The 15,952-nt window shown below is 53.9% G+C and carries 15 protein-coding genes and 5 tRNA genes; 12 read left to right on the plus strand and 8 right to left on the minus strand.

Translation table 11 applies throughout. The annotated features are described in order from the left end of the window. On the minus strand, positions 1-519 hold the full coding sequence (gene pgsA, locus GXP58_07370; GenBank protein NOY53427.1) for a CDP-diacylglycerol--glycerol-3-phosphate 3-phosphatidyltransferase: 519 nt from the start codon (positions 517-519) through the stop codon (positions 1-3). 327 nt (positions 520-846) lie between these two features. Here pgsA and GXP58_07375 point away from each other — a divergent pair, with 327 nt between their 5' ends. After that, complete coding sequence (locus GXP58_07375; protein ID NOY53428.1) at positions 847-1,545, plus strand: Crp/Fnr family transcriptional regulator; 699 nt, start codon at positions 847-849, stop codon at positions 1,543-1,545. Positions 1,546-1,555: 10 nt separating this feature from the next. On the opposite strand, the gene GXP58_07380 is transcribed toward GXP58_07375, so the two are convergent. The 6 genes from GXP58_07380 to GXP58_07405 all read right to left on the minus strand — a co-directional run bounded on the left by GXP58_07380 (position 1,556) and on the right by GXP58_07405 (position 8,903). Further along, the gene (locus GXP58_07380) at positions 1,556-2,368 is read right to left on the minus strand and encodes a hypothetical protein (GenBank protein ID NOY53429.1); all 813 of its coding nucleotides are present in this window, start codon (positions 2,366-2,368) and stop codon (positions 1,556-1,558) included. A gap of 10 nt (positions 2,369-2,378) precedes the next feature. Continuing rightward, entirely contained in the window at positions 2,379-3,119 is a 741-nt protein-coding gene (gene pgl / locus GXP58_07385; GenBank protein NOY53430.1) for a 6-phosphogluconolactonase, read from the minus strand. Positions 3,120-3,166: 47 nt separating this feature from the next. Further along, a complete protein-coding gene (gene zwf / locus GXP58_07390; GenBank protein NOY53431.1) occupies positions 3,167-4,747 on the minus strand; it encodes a glucose-6-phosphate dehydrogenase in 1,581 nt (526 codons plus the stop codon). A 49-nt stretch (positions 4,748-4,796) separates the two neighbouring features. Continuing rightward, a complete protein-coding gene (gene tkt / locus GXP58_07395) occupies positions 4,797-6,794 on the minus strand; it encodes a transketolase (GenBank protein ID NOY53432.1) in 1,998 nt (665 codons plus the stop codon). Positions 6,795-6,947: 153 nt separating this feature from the next. After that, positions 6,948-7,745, minus strand: a complete 798-nt coding sequence (larE, locus tag GXP58_07400) for an ATP-dependent sacrificial sulfur transferase LarE (GenBank protein NOY53433.1) — start codon at positions 7,743-7,745, stop codon at positions 6,948-6,950. A 126-nt stretch (positions 7,746-7,871) separates the two neighbouring features. Then, positions 7,872-8,903 (minus strand): phosphotransferase, encoded by a 1,032-nt coding sequence (locus GXP58_07405; protein NOY53434.1) that lies wholly within the window; start codon positions 8,901-8,903, stop codon positions 7,872-7,874. A gap of 316 nt (positions 8,904-9,219) precedes the next feature. On the opposite strand from GXP58_07405, the gene GXP58_07410 reads away from it, so the two are divergent. From GXP58_07410 to GXP58_07460, 11 genes are all read left to right on the plus strand, one after another. Further along, a complete protein-coding gene (locus GXP58_07410) occupies positions 9,220-9,849 on the plus strand; it encodes a hypothetical protein (protein NOY53435.1) in 630 nt (209 codons plus the stop codon). A gap of 193 nt (positions 9,850-10,042) precedes the next feature. After that, the gene (locus tag GXP58_07415; protein NOY53436.1) at positions 10,043-10,735 is read left to right on the plus strand and encodes an N-acetylmuramoyl-L-alanine amidase; all 693 of its coding nucleotides are present in this window, start codon (positions 10,043-10,045) and stop codon (positions 10,733-10,735) included. Further along, positions 10,732-11,289: a GerMN domain-containing protein gene (locus GXP58_07420; protein NOY53437.1), complete on the plus strand. Its 558-nt coding sequence runs from the start codon at positions 10,732-10,734 to the stop codon at positions 11,287-11,289. The genes GXP58_07415 and GXP58_07420 overlap by 4 nt, the downstream gene beginning before the upstream one ends. Positions 11,290-11,328: 39 nt before the next feature. Next, entirely contained in the window at positions 11,329-12,123 is a 795-nt protein-coding gene (locus tag GXP58_07425; protein ID NOY53438.1) for a glutamate racemase, read from the plus strand. A 201-nt stretch (positions 12,124-12,324) separates the two neighbouring features. Then, complete coding sequence (gene rph, locus GXP58_07430) at positions 12,325-13,056, plus strand: ribonuclease PH (GenBank protein ID NOY53439.1); 732 nt, start codon at positions 12,325-12,327, stop codon at positions 13,054-13,056. 24 nt (positions 13,057-13,080) lie between these two features. Then, on the plus strand, positions 13,081-13,689 hold the full coding sequence (locus GXP58_07435; GenBank protein ID NOY53440.1) for an XTP/dITP diphosphatase: 609 nt from the start codon (positions 13,081-13,083) through the stop codon (positions 13,687-13,689). Positions 13,690-13,768: 79 nt separating this feature from the next. Next, positions 13,769-13,846: transfer RNA gene (locus GXP58_07440), tRNA-Pro, on the plus strand. A gap of 30 nt (positions 13,847-13,876) precedes the next feature. Beyond that, a tRNA-Arg gene (locus tag GXP58_07445) sits at positions 13,877-13,953 on the plus strand. A 60-nt stretch (positions 13,954-14,013) separates the two neighbouring features. After that, a tRNA-His gene (locus tag GXP58_07450) sits at positions 14,014-14,090 on the plus strand. Positions 14,091-14,163: 73 nt separating this feature from the next. Further along, positions 14,164-14,240, plus strand: a tRNA-Arg gene (locus GXP58_07455). Between the two features lie 54 nt (positions 14,241-14,294). Further along, positions 14,295-14,370: transfer RNA gene (locus GXP58_07460), tRNA-Lys, on the plus strand. Between the two features lie 856 nt (positions 14,371-15,226). On the opposite strand, the gene GXP58_07465 is transcribed toward GXP58_07460, so the two are convergent. Beyond that, the gene (locus GXP58_07465) at positions 15,227-15,736 is read right to left on the minus strand and encodes a cytochrome P460 family protein (GenBank protein NOY53441.1); all 510 of its coding nucleotides are present in this window, start codon (positions 15,734-15,736) and stop codon (positions 15,227-15,229) included. Positions 15,737-15,952: the final 216 nt, after the last annotated feature.

The following is a 15,952-nucleotide window of genomic DNA, read 5'->3' on the forward strand; positions in this document are numbered from 1 at the left end:
TCATGAGAAGTCTATCTCCCGCGCAAAACGGAGAGCATACTGCACACCGGAGATCAGTGCCAGAAACATGGCCGCCCAGATGAAAAGGGTCCCCAGAAAATGCCAGCTCAGAAAAAAGAAATGATTGTTCAAAAGGAGCATGAGAATGGCCGTAATCTGCGCCCCCATCTTGTATTTCCCCAAACGGTCAGCCGGAATAACCACCCCCTCCGTGGAGGCCATGGCCCGGAGCCCCGTCACGGCAAACTCCCGGGCGATCATCACCACCACGATCCATGCCGACACCCGATGCAGTTGGACCAGGAAAATAAGTGCCGACGCAACAAGAATTTTATCTGCGATCGGGTCGAGAAGCTTCCCGATCTTGGTAACCTGGTTCGTACTTCGGGCAATATAGCCGTCGAAAAAATCCGTAATCGATGCCAGTGAAAATATCAGAAAAGGCCAGAGACAGACCGTCTCCTGCCGCGCAGGAAGAAGGAGCACGATAAAGAGAGGAATGAGAATGATTCGCAGCATGGAGAGGAAGTTAGGAATATTCAAGGGGTAGACCACCTTATAACGTTAACTATTTGATAAGAATACATTTTTACAAGACTATTGTCAACACGGAAGTAACGGGTATGGAGGAATTCTCCTTTACACTCGCCTCCCCTTTCTGTTAAATTATGGTAACGTCTCGGGTCATCTCTCTTTTTCCGCATGATTGCGTTATTGCGGTGCTCAAATCCTCGATGTATAAAAAATACGCAGCAGGTTTTCATTCCTTACCTCTTTTCTTATGGAGAAACAGCAGCAACCTGAGCCGTCACAGATTACATAAATCCGAAATGAAACGGGGTTTGAATGGACAACCGATCAAACGAGAAGAACCTGAGACTCTTGCAGAAAATTCCCTTCTTCACCTCCCTGAAAGAGGAAGAACTCCGCACCATTTTACCTTTTCTGGAGGAAAAGCAAACCCGGAAAGGCGAAATTCTGTTTCACGAGGGAGAACCGGGACGCCGCCTCTATCTGATCCGGATGGGGCAGGTCAAGGTCTTCAAACTTTCCGAGGGGGGAAAGGAGAAAATCCTCCGCGTCTTCGGTCCGGGTGACTTTTTCGCCGAACTACCCCTGCTGGACGGGGGCAATTACCCGGCTTCGGCTGAGGCACTCAGTGCAGCAACTCTTCTCTCATTGAGCCGGAAAAACTTTCTGGACATCCTGAAAAAATACCCCGTCATTACCGGGAAGATCTATGAGATCGTCGGAAACCGCCTTCGGCACTTCACCACCGTGGTCACCGACCTCACCCTGAAGGATGCCTCCCGTCGCCTCGCCGGTTTTCTTCTGGAGAAAGCAGCGCAACAGGTCCACCTTTCACAGGGGCAGGTCCGCTTCCCTCTGGGATTGACCCACCAGGAGATCGCCTCCCTCATCGGTACGGCACGAGAGACCGTCTCCCGTTCCCTGAAGCAGTTGCAGTCGGACGGAATTATTGAAATCAAGGAGCGATACGTTACCGTTCTTGACCGGAATGCCCTCAGGCAAGCGGCAAGATAAAACGGAATCGCTATTCAAAAACCTTTTTCTCGACGGAAGTTCGTCCGGGATTATTTTTTTTCAGATCCCGGGCAAGCGCTTCATCGACAAGCCGCTTGGCCTTCCGGGCCGACTGATAAGCACCGTCTACCTTTTTCAGAATCTCCTTGAAGTCAAAGGAGTGCCATTTCACCTTGGATGCCTTATACTGCTGCTCCGCCTCTTTCAGAACCTCCGCCGCCCTTGCAACATCAACCCCCCGGCTCTCTGCCATTTTGATAAACTCGGCACTCCACTGAAGGGTATTCTTGGCGTAGAAGATTAGTCCGAGTGTGGCATGGGCCTCTTCAGGGATCTGCTGCGGCAAACCACTTTCGGGATGGTGACATTTACGGCAGGCCTCCGCCACATTTTCAGGAAACAGGATGGAGGTATGCATCGATCCGTGACAGGTAACACAGGTCGGTCCGTGGAATTTATGATTTCCTGCACGGATGGCTCGATAGTGTTTGCTGCGGAGAAATTCTTTCAGCTGGGGGCGATGACATCCCCCGCAAAGTTGCGGGATGTTCGCCCGGAAAACGGGACTGGCGGGATCGGAAGGGTCAAGGACATCGCGATGGGCCTCAGCGAATGATACCGCACCCGGGTTCCCGCCGTGACACCTGTCGCACGTGATGCCGGATTTTGCATGGGCCGTCCCCTTCCAATCAATATAGGCCTTTCCGACCGCCGTCTGCTCTCCCAACGATGCATGGCACTTTTCGCAGGAGTGTGCCTCAATACAGGGCGAAAAGAGCCTGAAAAAAGTGATCAGTAATATCAGTTTCCACCGGATTCGCATGAAGCACCCCTTAGCCGTCCTTCCCCCCGGCAGCATCCCGATCGATATACCAGTAGAGTTCCCCGGAAAGAGGCCGCACACCACGGGCCGGAATCTCCGCCACACTCCCCGGCTGCAAAACCCTGTTCAACGGCTCTCGCTTCCCCTTCCCCGATACGAGAAACAGAACCGCCCCGCTGCGGTTCAGGAGAGGCAAGGTCAGGGTAAGCCGCCGGCGAATTCCCTGCGGCGAGACCGCCGGAACAACAAGTCGGTCTTTTTCTTCCAATGAAGCGGACCGGGGAAACAACGATGCCGTATGACCGTCATTGCCCAGCCCCAACAGGACCAGGTCCAGCCCATCCGATCCGGTCTCCGAGAAATAACGCCTCAATTCCTTTTCATATTGCCGGGCACCCTTTTCCGGATTGAGTTCACCCTGCATCCGGTGAATGTTTCCTGCGGGGATATCGATTTTAGACAGGAGTTCCTCACAGACCATCCCGAAATTACTCTTTCCATCCTCCGGCGGAACGCAACGCTCGTCGCCCCAGTAAAGATCGATTTGCTCCCAGGGGAGTTGCGCAGAATATTCCGGCATTGCCAGCAAACGGTAGAGCCGCCTCGGTGTCGAACCACCCGAAAGGACTGCGGAAAAACGACCTTTTCCCCGAATGGCCGTCAAGGCACTCGATAGAAAGAACTCGGCTCCCGCCCGGCTGAGCGCCTCCGGATCGGAAAAGACCCGGATATTCCGTCCGACCTGATTCACGAATTCACTCAAAATTGAAGGAGGCGAACTTTCTGAAAAAGCGTCCTTCACAGCTCCCGCCAACGATCTTCGTCATGTTCCAGCAAGGCATTGGCCTCGACGGGTCCGGAGGAGCCGGCCGGATAACGATAGAGTGGAAAATGTTTCTCGCGGTTTTCAATCACTTCCAGTACCGGCGTCAAGATCGACCAGGTCCGCTCGACCCCCTCCTCCCGGACAAAAAGCATCGGGTCGCCCAACATCCCGTCGAGGAGTACCCGCTCGTAGGAGTCAAGGGCGATCCCCCCGGCAGCATCTTTATAGGAAAAATCGAGCATCACCGGCCGGAGGCAGGATTTGAATCCCGGCTTCTTGGTCTGGAAGGTAATCATGATCCGCTCGTCCGGCTGAATCCGCAGGATCAGGACATTCGGAGCGATCGACTCATCCGTTACGGCACGAAGCATGAGGTGAGGAATCTCCCTGAACTGGACGGCGATTTCCGTGACCTTTCGCGGAAGACGTTTCCCGGAACGAAGGTAAAATGGAACCCCCTGCCATCGCCAGTTATCCACAAAGAAACAGGCCGCCGCAAAGGTGGGAGTCCGGGAATCGGCAGCGACCCCCTTTTCCTCCCGGTAGCCCGGCAGCCGCTTTCCTTTGAGTTCCCCCGGACCGTACTGACCCAGGACCAGGCTCTCCCCGAGTTTCTCCAGGTCAAAGGACCGGAGAGACCGGAAGACCTTGATTTTTTCATCCCGTACCCGTTCGGCATTGAAATAGGTGGGAGGTTCCATCGCCGTCAAGGCCAAAAGCTGCATCATATGATTCTGAAACATGTCACGCAGGACTCCGGCACCTTCATAGTACCCAGCACGGCTTTCCACCCCCAGGGTCTCGACGGCTGTGATCTGAACGTGATCGATATAACGACGGTTCCATATAGGCTCGAATATGGCGTTCATAAAGCGGAAGATGAGGATATTCTGGACGGTCTCCTTGCCAAGATAATGATCAATCCGGAAAACCTGGTTCTCCAGAAAATAATGGTGCAGGTGGGTATTTAACTCCTGCGCACTGGCCAGGTCCCGGCCGAAAGGCTTTTCAATAATAATCCGGGCATACCCATCGTCCTGACGGGCCAAGCCCGCCTCCCCGAGCCGTTCCGCAATGGTTTCATAGAGCGTGGGAGGAACCGCCAGATAAAAGATCCGGTTCCGTCCGGTTGCCTGTTCCCTCTCTTTCTCTTCAATCCGTTCATGAAGCGCCCGATAGGAATCGGGATCGCCGTAGTCAAGAGAATGATAAAAAATATGCCGGGAGAAGGCGGACCACTTCTCTTTGTCGAAGACACCGGAATGGGCCGTCCGTGTCCCCTCCATCAGGGTCTCCCGGAAGGCATCATCCGTCATCAGGGTTCGGGCGGTTCCCAGAATAAAGAAAGCCGGGGGAAGAAAATTGTTATGATAGAGATAGTAGAGGGCCGGAATCAGTTTCCGCCGGGTCAGATCTCCGGAAGCACCGAAGATGACCAGGGCGCAGGGGTCAGGGATTTCCACGGTCGGGCAGACCTCCCCCTGGACCGGCTCCTGATTGCCGATTCTCTCCGACGTCCGGCCGGGCGGACGTCCATCCGGTTCATCACTCATACAAGCCACCTTTCCCTCCTCGATCCTTCCGCTGCAAAGGTCCGGTCGTTCACCCAAGAAGGGCTTTCGATTGCGCCGCCACATTCTCCGCTGTAAAACCGAGTTTCTCCATGACCACCTTACCCGGCGCCGATGCCCCGAATCGATCCAGGCCGACGACCTTCCCATCCAGGCCGACAAAACGGCACCAGCCGACGGAGGAGCCGGCTTCAACGGCCAGGCGAGCCTTCACCCGGGATGGAAGGACCTCCTCCCGGTAGGCGTCCGATTGTTTCTCAAAGAGCTCCCACGAGGGAAGAGAAACCACCCGTACCCGATGCTTTTCCTCCCGAAGGGCCTCCGCTGCCGCCAGGGCAATCTCCACCTCGGAACCGGTGGCCATCAGAATCAATTCCGGCACGCCCCCGGGATCATCAGAGAGGATATAACCGCCCCGTTCCGCGCCCGCCACCGGGGCATAACGGCTTCGATCATAAACGGGGAGTTTCTGACGGGTCAGGATCAACGCCACCGGCCCCCCGCTGTGGGCCAGTGCAACCTTCCACGCTTCGGCCGTCTCGTTGGCATCGGCCGGTCGGATCACCGTAAGATTCGGGATGGCACGCAAGCCCGCAAGCTGTTCCACCGGCTGATGGGTCGGGCCGTCTTCCCCCAACCCGATGGAGTCGTGGGTAAAGACATAGATCACATGCTGTTCCATAAGTGCGGCCAGACGGATGGCCGGTTTCATGTAGTCGGAAAAAATCAGGAAGGTACCGCCATACGGAATCAGACTGCTCAAGGCCATACCGTTCAGGACCGCCCCCATGGCATGTTCGCGGACACCGAAATGGATATTCCTGCCCGGCTCCCCCCGCTGGAATTCTCCCAGGCCTTTGAGGAAGGTATTGTTGGACGGGGCCAGATCGGCCGAGCCCCCGATGAGAAAGGGGAAATCCCCGGCCACGGCATTTAAGACCTTGCCCGAGGCACTCCGCGTCGCGATCGGCCCGTCATCAGGCGCAAAAACGGGAACCGACTTTTCCCATCCCGCCGGAAGCCCGCCCGATTGCATCAATTCCCATTGAGCAGAAAGATCCGGATGCTTCTTGCCATAGTCCTTGAAAATCTCATTCCACGCCTCTTCGGCCTTCGCTCCCCTCTCCCCGGCCAAACGGAGATGGGAGAGAGCCTCCTCCGGGATGTAAAAGGGAGGCTCCTGGGGCCATCCCAGGTTTTCCTTGGTCAGCTTCAGCTCCTCCACCCCGAGGGGAGATCCATGTACATCCGCCGTATCGTGTTTATTGGGACTGCCGAATCCGATATGGGTTCGGGCAATAATCAGAGAGGGTTTCTTCGTCTCCGTCCGGGCGGACCGGAGGGCGGCATCGATCTGTGCAAGATCGTTCCCGTCCACACGCTGAACATGCCAGCGGTAAGCCTCGAACCGTTTCCCCACATCCTCGGTAAAGGCGATCTCCGTCGATCCTTCAATAGAAATCTGATTGGCGGAATAAAGATAGATCATCTTTCCGAGCCCAAGGTGCCCGGCCATGGAAGCCGCCTCGGACGAGATTCCCTCCATCAGGTCGCCGTCGCTGACGATGGCATAGGTAAAATGATCCACCAGATCAAGCCCCGGACGGTTAAAGTGGGAGGCGAGATACGCCTCGGCCATGGCCATGCCGACGCCGGTAGCAAAGCCCTGCCCCAACGGCCCGGTGGTCATCTCGATCCCATGTTCCAGGCAATACTCCGGATGCCCCGCCGTAGGGCTTCCCCATTGACGAAACTGCTTCAGATCGTCCAGGCTCAGAGGATAACCGGTCAGATGGAGCAGCGAATAGAGGAGCATGGAGCCGTGTCCGGCCGAAAGGATGAAGCGGTCGCGGTTCGGCCAGCGGGGATTCCCCGGATTGTGTTTCAAAAAACGATCCCACAGGACGTAGGCCATGGGGGCATCCCCCATCGGCATCCCCGGATGACCGGATTTTGCCTTCTCCACCCCTTCCACCGCCGTCATCCGGATCGTATTGACACAGAGTTCATCTATCTTTCCATATCCCATCTTACTCCCCTTTCTCTCTTTTATTACAGCATATTGGGTGGAATTTCAGAATCTGAAGATTATAGACGGATATATATACTACCGGTTCAGAATTTACAAGAAAAGAATCCGGGCAGCGGCAAAGCGTCATTGCACGTCCCGGCTTGTCCGGCGTTATAACACTTCATTCATACTCCCGCTTCGGAACCCTTCCAGATCGAGCGTCACATAGACAAACCCCGCTTCCTTGAACGTCCGAAGGATCTTCCTGTAATGCACGGGCGAAAGGATCGTGTCGAATTGTTCCCTGGGGACCTCGATCCGGGCGATCTCTCCATGATAGCGGACCCGAAAGGGGTCAAATCCCATTGAGCGGAGCAGAGCTTCGCAACAGGCAACCTGGTGGAGGCGTTCTTCCGTGATCTTTGTGCCGTAGGGGAAACGGGAGGAGAGGCAAGCCATCGATCCTTTGCGCCATGTTGGAAGAGAAAGTTCTTTACTCAAGGCCCGGATCTCTTCTTTGGTCAGACCTGCCTCCAGCAACGGATGGCGTACACCCTGCTCCCGCGCAGCCTGAAAGCCGGGTCGATAATCCCCGGCATCATCGGCGTTCGACCCATCACAGATGACGGCGATTCCTCTCTCCTCCGCTCTTTTTCGTAGAATTCCAAAGAGTTCGCTTTTGCAGTAATAACACCGCATCGGATCATTCCGGGAGAAATTCGGGATCATCAATTCATTCGATTCCACCTGAAGATGGGGAATACCCAGGGAGGCGGCAAATTCCTCGGCTTCTTTTCGTTCCTGTTCCGGGTAGGCCGGGGAGAGGGCTGTCAGTGCCGTGACGTGTTCGCCCAAAACATCCCGGGCCGTGCGGAGGAGAAACGTGCTGTCCACACCGCCGGAAAAAGCAATGAGAACGGACCCCATTTCCCGCAGGTTTTCCTTTAATTTTCGGTATTTTTCTTTCATCTTCTCCGACACCCGGCTGAACCTTGTAGGAAAGCAGTATACTCACCCGCAACCTGAAAGCCAAGAGGGTTTTTGGGGGCCCGATGATCTCCCGTTGTTCATTCGGAGGATGCCTTTGGAAACAGTTTATGGAGCAGCGGAGGAGAGATCGGGAAGCAGAACCTCCCTGAGTGCGTAGAGCATTTCGCACTTCTCCAGGTTCTCCCGGACATAGCGGAAGGTATCAGGGAGGTATTGCAGGTAACGTTTTTTTCCTTTGATCACGGCCATGTATCCAAAGGTACCGGCGGCCTTGAGGTTTCGCTGGACCGACACGATGTCGAAAATCTCCCGGAAACGCACACGATCGGTGACGGTTCCTTCCATCCGGTCTTTCTCCTGCAGATAGTATTCGATCAACTCCGCCGTCACTTCCCCCGGCAGGACGACATAGGAATCCCGCAGCAGGGAGACAAGATCATATTGCAGGGGGCCTAAACGGGCATCCTGGAAATCGATCACGCCGATCCTGCCGTCCCGGACCATGAGGTTGCGGCTGTGGTAGTCCCGGTGCGTGAGATACTGCGGTTCCGCGGCAATGATCCGGCTGAGCTGCCGGAAGGCTTCTTCAAGACGATGCCGTTTGCTTGTGGAAAAGCTCCTTTTCAGATACCCTTCGAGGGTGTATTCACGAAAGAAAATCAGTTCCTGAAAGAGTTTTTCCTCGTCGAAGGAGAGCTGAAAGGCGATGCAGTCTTCACATCTTTTCCGGGTCCCGATAAGCTGGATCTTCAGGAGTTCGTCAATCGCCTTCCGGTAGAGGGGGAGGCAAGCGGGAACTTCCTGTTCCCGGACCACGTCTTCCAGGGTCGTCTCGCCCAGATCTTCGAGCAGAAGAAGCCCTGTTTCCGGGTCGTAATGATGGAGCTTCGGTACATGAACGCCGCAGAGATCCAGGTGGTAGAGCACATTAATATAAGGAAGAGCATCGGGATCTTCCGGTGCAGGGACATCCCTTGCCGGTTCCATGATGATGCAGGATTTTTCTCCCGGCAGACGGAGCCGGTAGAACCCTCGATCGGAGGCATCGCCCGGCAGTTTTTCCAGATGGACCTTTTCGGGGGGAACGCCGTCATAACGTTTGAACAGCTTGAAAATACGATCATCAATGGAGGGCAAGGAGACCATCCTGTGGAATAATAAAATAGAGAAAACGGGTGACAACCCGAGATGAAGATCATTGAAATCATATCACCCGGCCATCATGCTGTCAAATCATGAAATTCAAGCAAAAATGGAAAAAATATGGACAAATGTGGAAAAAGTTTTCACAAAATGGGAAAACTTTTTCATATCCTTCCGAACCCTCCGAAAAAGGCGAAATCGGAGAACCTTTCTAACTCTTTGAAACAAATATGAAAACAATAACCGTCCTTCTCCCTTGATTCTTGGCATGCAACCTGCATCTGTTTCGAGGGTAAGTGAGGTGATGAAAATGATTTTTAAAGGTTTGCCGTTCTTCAGCGGGAAGATGAAGCAGGAGAGAGTACGGGAAAAGGTCCGAACCGGAAACCCCTATGTCAGGGCCTCGGAAGAGCTGAAAAAGAGCGCGGAGGAACTGGAAAAAGCGGCACAAAAGCTGAACTCCACCTTTCGGAAACGTCAGGAAGCGATTAAGAAACTGATGTGGATCAACGACACACTTCAAAAGAACCGGGACCGGCTGCAGACCACCTCTCCCCTCCGGCCTGAAACATCGAAGGTGGCGGAGAAAGGTAAAATATCCGGCCCTGTCAGCGAAGCCCAGCTCTTTGAAATCTACCGGGAGGCCTGCCTCAATTTCATACAGACCGACAAGACCTACTATTTCAAACTCCGCGGGCATTCCGTATTCCTCAGTACCATGTACAAGAAGCACATGGGAAATCTTCGATACTACGATCAGGAATTCAGGAAATTACCGGAAAACAAGCGGGAAAGCTTTTCCGATATTGAAGGGATGATTGCCAACCTGGTGATTACGAAGGTGAACCAGATTGGACGGGAAAAATTTATCAAGGAAGGCCATCAAGCCCTTTATAGTGAACTCTGCAACAAGTTACTTGCCAGGACAGCCACTCCATAAACTCTTCCTCGAGGACGTTTTAAACACGTCCGCTGTGGGGGTTTGATTCATCAAACCCCCGCAGAACCTTTTTCTGTTCTGCATCATCGGGTACAGTTCATTTGTTTTGACACTTCCCTTCCGTTGCACTATGATCTTCAAGATGCAACCGTCATGTCTCTGGAAGATAAAAAGGAACCGGATTTCTTCCGTATTGAATCGGATGATCGCCGCACTGGTGCTGTGCTTCCTGCCGGGTATCCCGGCTCAACCCCTTTCCGCCGCCGCTGCACCGACGGTGATTCTTGATCCCGGTCATGGGGGAAATGACCGGGGGGGGATCGGTGCCGACGGATTGCTGGAAAAAGAGATCACCCTTGATCTGGCCAAGCGTGTTCAGAAATTGATTGATCAGCAGCTCGGCTATCGAACCTTCCTGACCCGGAAGGAGGATCAGGAAGTTTCTTTAGATAAACGGGCCGCCCTTGCCAACAATCAGCAGGGGACCCTTCTGGTGAGCATCCATCTGGGCGGGTCTCCGGATACCGGACTCCATGGGTACGGAATCTATATCGCACAAGCGCCGGACAGAGAGGGAAACACCGACGCAAAGGGCCTTCTCTTATGGAATCGTCAATCCCTTTTTTTTGCAAAACAGTCGAGACAACTGGCGGAATCGCTCCATGCCGCTTTTGCAGAATCGTTCCCCCGGACTCCCGATCTCGGGATCCATCCGCTGGCACTCTATCTTGCCCGCACCGTCCGGATGCCGACGGTCCTGATCGAGCCGGCGGTCCTGACAAACCGGGAAGATGAAGCATTTCTGGGACAGGAGAAAAACCGGCAGGCCCTGGCCGAGGCAATCTTCCAGGGGCTGATTCGCTACCGGCAGTCGGAGAAACAATGAATAGAACCCAGCGAAAAGTACGTTCTTTTCTCTTCGTCATACTGGCTGCCGTGCTGATCCTTTTCGCTGGGAACCTGCTTCTCCGGCGAACGGAAACACCGCAACATCAAGGACCGGACTGGGCGCAGGTCACCCTTCCCGGATTTTCCCGAATCCTGGCCGGAACACTGAATCAGCCTGTGCGACTCTGGTTCCCAGGGCCGAACCGGGAACTTGCACCGGAAGACCGGACAATCCATGCCTCCGATGATTCCGTCGACGGGATGCGACAAGTCCTGATCCTGCTTCTCGCAGGTCCCTGGACGAAAGGACTGTTTCCTCTGCTCCCCGGAGAGGTCGCTCTGCGGGAACTCTATGACCACCAGGGAATCGTTCTTGTCGATCTCGCCGTTCCACCGGCAGGGGGACCTGCAATGGGCTGTTTTGAGGAAGCCCTCGCCCTGCAATCGATCCAGCGGACGTTGAAAGAGAATTTTCCTGAAGTACAACATATCCGGTTTCTGCTGGATGGGCAGGAGCGGAAGACGCTGGCCGGACATATTGCATTGCCATAACCGGGTCCATTGTGTCCCACATGATCAAGGAGACAAGCGGTGCAACGTTCCATCGGAATTTTTGATTCAGGCGTCGGCGGGCTGACCGTCTTCCATGAATTGATGCACCGCCTTCCGGAGGAGAACCTCATCTATCTCGGGGATACGGCCCGGGTTCCCTACGGGATTAAATCCGCCGAGACCGTCACCCGTTATGCCCTCGAGATTACCGGCTTTCTCATGAAACGGAAGATCAAGATGCTGGTCGTGGCCTGCAATACCGCCTCTTCGGTTGCGCTCCCCGTCCTCCAGGAACGGTTTCCCATTCCCGTTGTCGGGGTGCTGCTTCCCGGTGCCCGGGCGGCTGTCCGTGATTCCAGGGTCCGGAAGGTCGGAGTCATCGGCACGGAATCGACCATTGGGAGCCGTGCTTACGTTCAGGCGATTCACCTCCTGGATCCGGAAGTAGAAGTCCATACCCGGGCCTGCCCCCTCTTTGTCCCCCTCGCGGAGGAGGGGTGGGGAGACCATCCCCTGACCGTTTCAATCGTTCGGGAATATCTCAAGGATTTTCAGGAAACCGGGATCGATACGCTGGTTCTGGGATGCACACACTATCCGATTCTACGGTCCGCTATAGGACGTGTGATGGGAGAAAAAGTCCGGCTTGTCGATTCCGCCACGGAAACCGCTCGTGAAGTTCAGGCCCTTCTCGCATCCCGGGGGCTGCTCAACAAGGGCCGGAGACCCTTGACACGCAGGTATTATGTCACCGACTCACCGGAACGGTTTCGAAAGGTGGGCGAACGCTTCCTGGAACAGAGCTTGTCCAAGGTCGAGCAGGTAGCTCTCTGACAGATAACGATCCGCTTCGTGGACCTGTTCATATAATACGGTGACAATTGAGTGCCGCAGGCTGCGCTTTATTGCTTGTCTGCCGAAAAAACAGGACGGGCGGAAACTTCTTGACTCCGGGGTTCAAAATCATTAGGATAGCCCGGTTTGACTCGACAAACCCTCCGGATCTGATCGATCCGGCGGAGAGAGGAATCAAAGATGATACGAATCGATGGCCGAGCGACGGATGCCATCCGGCCCATGAAGGCCACCCGGAATTATATCCATCATGCCGAAGGATCGGTCCTGATCGAAATGGGTCATACACGGGTAATCTGCACCGCCACAGTGGAAGACCGGGTGCCCCCCTTTCTCAAGGAGAGCGGCCGGGGGTGGATCACGGCGGAATACGCCATGTTGCCGCGGTCGGCCGGAGAACGGATCCGGCGGGAAGCCTCCGCCGGAAGAATCAAGGGACGAACCCATGAAATTCAACGGCTTATCGGTCGCAGTCTCCGCTCCATCGTCGATATGAACATACTGGGTGAACGTTCCATCCTGATCGACTGCGATGTTGTCCAGGCGGACGGCGGCACGCGGACGGCCTCGATTACCGGCGCCTTCATCGCCCTCACGGATGCCCTGGCATGGATGAAACGGGGAGGTCTGATTTCAAAAATGCCGATCCGGGATTATCTGGCTGCGATCAGTGTCGGGATTGTCGATGGCAATGTTCTTCTTGACCTCTGTTACGACGAAGATTCCCGTGCCGATGTGGATATGAATATTGTCATGACCGGGAAAGGGAACTTTGTGGAAATCCAGGGAACGGCGGAAGGGGACCCTTTCCGCCGCGAGGAAATGGATCAGATGATCTCCTATGCCGGTCATGGGGTAAAACAACTCATTGATCTTCAGAGGGAACTCCTGGGAGAGGGGATCGGCATCTGATTCCAGACGCGGATCCGTCACAAAATGATGGACGTAATCGTTGCCTCACGAAATCCGAACAAGGTCGAAGAAATACGGCAAATTCTGACAGGAAGCAATCTCCGGATTATCAGTATGGATGATATCCCTTCCCTGCCGGATGTCCGGGAAGACGGCCTGACCTTCGAAGAGAATGCCCGGAAGAAGGCCCTGGAAATCGCTAAATTGACGGGACGACTCACCCTGGCCGACGATTCCGGCTTGGTCGTGGATGCTCTGAACGGAAGACCCGGTGTCTATTCGGCCCGGTATTCCGACCCGGATGCAACACCGGAGAAGAACAACGCAAAGCTCCTGGAGGAACTCCGTGAGGTCCCGATGAAGCGCCGGACAGCCCGGTTTGTCTGCGTCATTGCCATCGCCCGGCCTTCCGGAAAGGTTGATCTTGCCGAAGGAAGGTGTGAAGGTCTCATTGCAACGGAACTGCGGGGCTCCCAGGGGTTCGGGTATGATCCCCTTTTTGTGATCCCCGAACGGGAGATGTCCTTTGCCGAACTAGGTACGGAAGAGAAGAACAAGATCAGCCACCGCTCCATCGCCCTGCAGAAGGCGGCAAAGATTATTTTAGGACTTCCTGAGCAGGAAAAAGGTTGAAATCGGGAATAAAAATCACTATAATCTTTTCATTGTTCAGGGGGCGGGATCACAACCCGGTTGAAAGGATTACGAATCACGGGGCGTAGCGCAGTCTGGTTAGCGCACCTGCCTTGGGAGCAGGGGGTCGGAGGTTCAAATCCTCTCGCCCCGACCAGATTCTGAAATTTTGCCAAGCAAAATTTCAGCGCCTGTAGCTCAGTTGGATAGAGCAACGGCCTTCTAAGCCGTGGGTCCGGGGTTCGATTCCCTGCAGGCGCGCCAGTTTTTTGGGGAATGAATTGCCGTTGTTGGAAACGACGGTAATTCAATTTTCAAAATGTGGTGGGTGTAGCTCAGTTGGTTAGAGCGCAAGGTTGTGGCCCTTGAGGCCGGGGGTTCGAATCCCCTCACTCACCCCAAATATTTTTTTCTTCGAAAAAAACATGACCCTTTTGCGGAGCAAAAGTTATAAATTTGACGAAGCAAAACTTAGCGCCCGTAGCTCAGTTGGATAGAGCGTCGGACTTCGAATCCGCAGGTCGCAGGTTCGAGTCCTGCCGGGCGCACCATTAATCATTTTATTTCAGATGCTCCGCAACACGGAACATCTGAAATAAAATGATGGGCCGTTAGCTCAGTTGGGAGAGCAGCTGACTCTTAATCAGCGGGTCCGGGGTTCGAGCCCCCGACGGCCCCCCAGAAAATAGAGGACTTACGGAATTTTCCGTAAGTCCTTTTTTCTTTGTGTAGGCGCTGTGCAAGCAATTAATAAAGCTTCTATGCAAGGTTTGGAGAGCTGGTCACATCAGGACGGCCCATCGAGCTTATGAAAAGAACATCTCTCAACTGCCCGGCTAACAATCATTCACGTAACACGATCAAGAAGGCGATCAGCGGTGAGCCCTGGGGGTATAAGGAGCGGTGATCAGACTGCATGACCGTTTCAGTGAGCTCTCTTTAGTTTTTAGGTTTCATTTAACACTTCTAACTTTTCTACAGAGTCAATCGCCAGTTTTTTATTGGCAGGATATTCATTAAACAATTTCCCTGTTTTTGGTTTAGCTCTGCATAGAATTTTAATTCAATTAGGATTTTGTCTTCTGTGATGAAGTCTATATCTGTCGTGTTTTCGTATAGATAATATAATGTTTTCTTACTTTCTCATCAATAGATAAATATAGTTTCCAAAATAGCTACCGAGATCAGAAGCGTAAATCTTCTTGGCTTATAACAATTTCTGCTTTGTTTTGCCCCAACGGGAAAGAACAGGACTTGGCCTTCTCGCCCCCTACACCGCCGTCATCCGGATCGTATTGACACAGAGTTGATCCAGTTCTGCCCGTTCCATAATCCTCCCTTTTGTATCCTTAATTGCAGCATATGAAGCAGAATACCCGAATCTGAATATTACGGAAGGAATATATATACTGCCGAACTGTTTTTTACAAAAGAAGAATCCCGATCCCAGATCTAAAATCCCCCTGCCGGTGATTCCAGATCCGGGATCGAGCAAAAAGAACCCCCCCTCAAAAATCAGGGATCGCTGAACCAGGGTCTATCGGATCAGGCTGGTCATAATAAAATCATTCATCTTCTGCGCACCATGACAGCCGATACAACCAGCCGGCTTTCCCGACTTCAGGATCTTTCCGTTTGCCCCGTACTTCACCCAAAACCAGTCTCCCTTATCGGAATTGTACCCCTTGATCTTGTACATCACAGTAATTGCGGCAAGGGTTGGTCCCGGCATGTAGTTTTCTTTCACGATAATTCCGCCGGCATCGACCACACCCCTCATTCCGTAAACTCCCCGCTGAGCCGTTTTATTCACAAATGTCTGCAGCAGCGCACCATGGGGCTCCCTTCCCTTGTAGAGTCCCGGCCGGTCGGGCCAGTGGACCCAGTTCCAATAAGGAGAAGGACCATGAATATAGGCCCAAAGCGCAGCGGCATCTGCCCCCGGCATGGCCTTTTCCCCCGTCTTCTTATCGTCCGCCATGGCCGTGACGGCCACCATCAAAAAGAGTCCCAACAACACCCACATCAACATCCCTGTTCTCTTCATGGCAAAGCCCTCCTGTAGTAATGTTGCAAGTTCCCTGGGCAGAGACTTGTATACATTCAGACTTAAGCCGACTTTGCCGAATTTGTCAAATCGACGGCAACGTAGCGGAACGCTCTTTTCCTTCTCTCCCTATAGCACATTGGGGGTCACATTGGGGGTCACACATTGGGGGTCCACATTGGGGGTCAGGTCTTTAATCTTGAGTCTGAATCACCG

It is taken from the genome of Deltaproteobacteria bacterium, assembly GCA_013151235.1.
Classification (GTDB): Bacteria; CG2-30-53-67; CG2-30-53-67; order CG2-30-53-67; family CG2-30-53-67; genus JAADIO01.

Bases quoted from the DNA above. Each gene is read 5' to 3' on its own strand.
- rph (NOY53439.1), top strand. From the start codon at position 12,325: ATGATACGAATCGATGGCCGAGCGACGGATGCCATCCGGCCCATGAAG.
- tkt (NOY53432.1), bottom strand. From the start codon at position 6,794: ATGGGATATGGAAAGATAGATGAACTCTGTGTCAATACGATCCGGATG.
- GXP58_07435 (NOY53440.1), top strand. From the start codon at position 13,081: ATGATGGACGTAATCGTTGCCTCACGAAATCCGAACAAGGTCGAAGAA.
- GXP58_07465 (NOY53441.1), bottom strand. From the start codon at position 15,736: ATGAAGAGAACAGGGATGTTGATGTGGGTGTTGTTGGGACTCTTTTTG.
- zwf (NOY53431.1), bottom strand. From the start codon at position 4,747: ATGAGTGATGAACCGGATGGACGTCCGCCCGGCCGGACGTCGGAGAGA.
- GXP58_07410 (NOY53435.1), top strand. From the start codon at position 9,220: ATGATTTTTAAAGGTTTGCCGTTCTTCAGCGGGAAGATGAAGCAGGAG.
- GXP58_07380 (NOY53429.1), bottom strand. From the start codon at position 2,368: ATGCGAATCCGGTGGAAACTGATATTACTGATCACTTTTTTCAGGCTC.
- larE (NOY53433.1), bottom strand. From the start codon at position 7,745: ATGAAAGAAAAATACCGAAAATTAAAGGAAAACCTGCGGGAAATGGGG.
- GXP58_07375 (NOY53428.1), top strand. From the start codon at position 847: ATGGACAACCGATCAAACGAGAAGAACCTGAGACTCTTGCAGAAAATT.
- pgsA (NOY53427.1), bottom strand. From the start codon at position 519: ATGCTGCGAATCATTCTCATTCCTCTCTTTATCGTGCTCCTTCTTCCT.
- GXP58_07420 (NOY53437.1), top strand. From the start codon at position 10,732: ATGAATAGAACCCAGCGAAAAGTACGTTCTTTTCTCTTCGTCATACTG.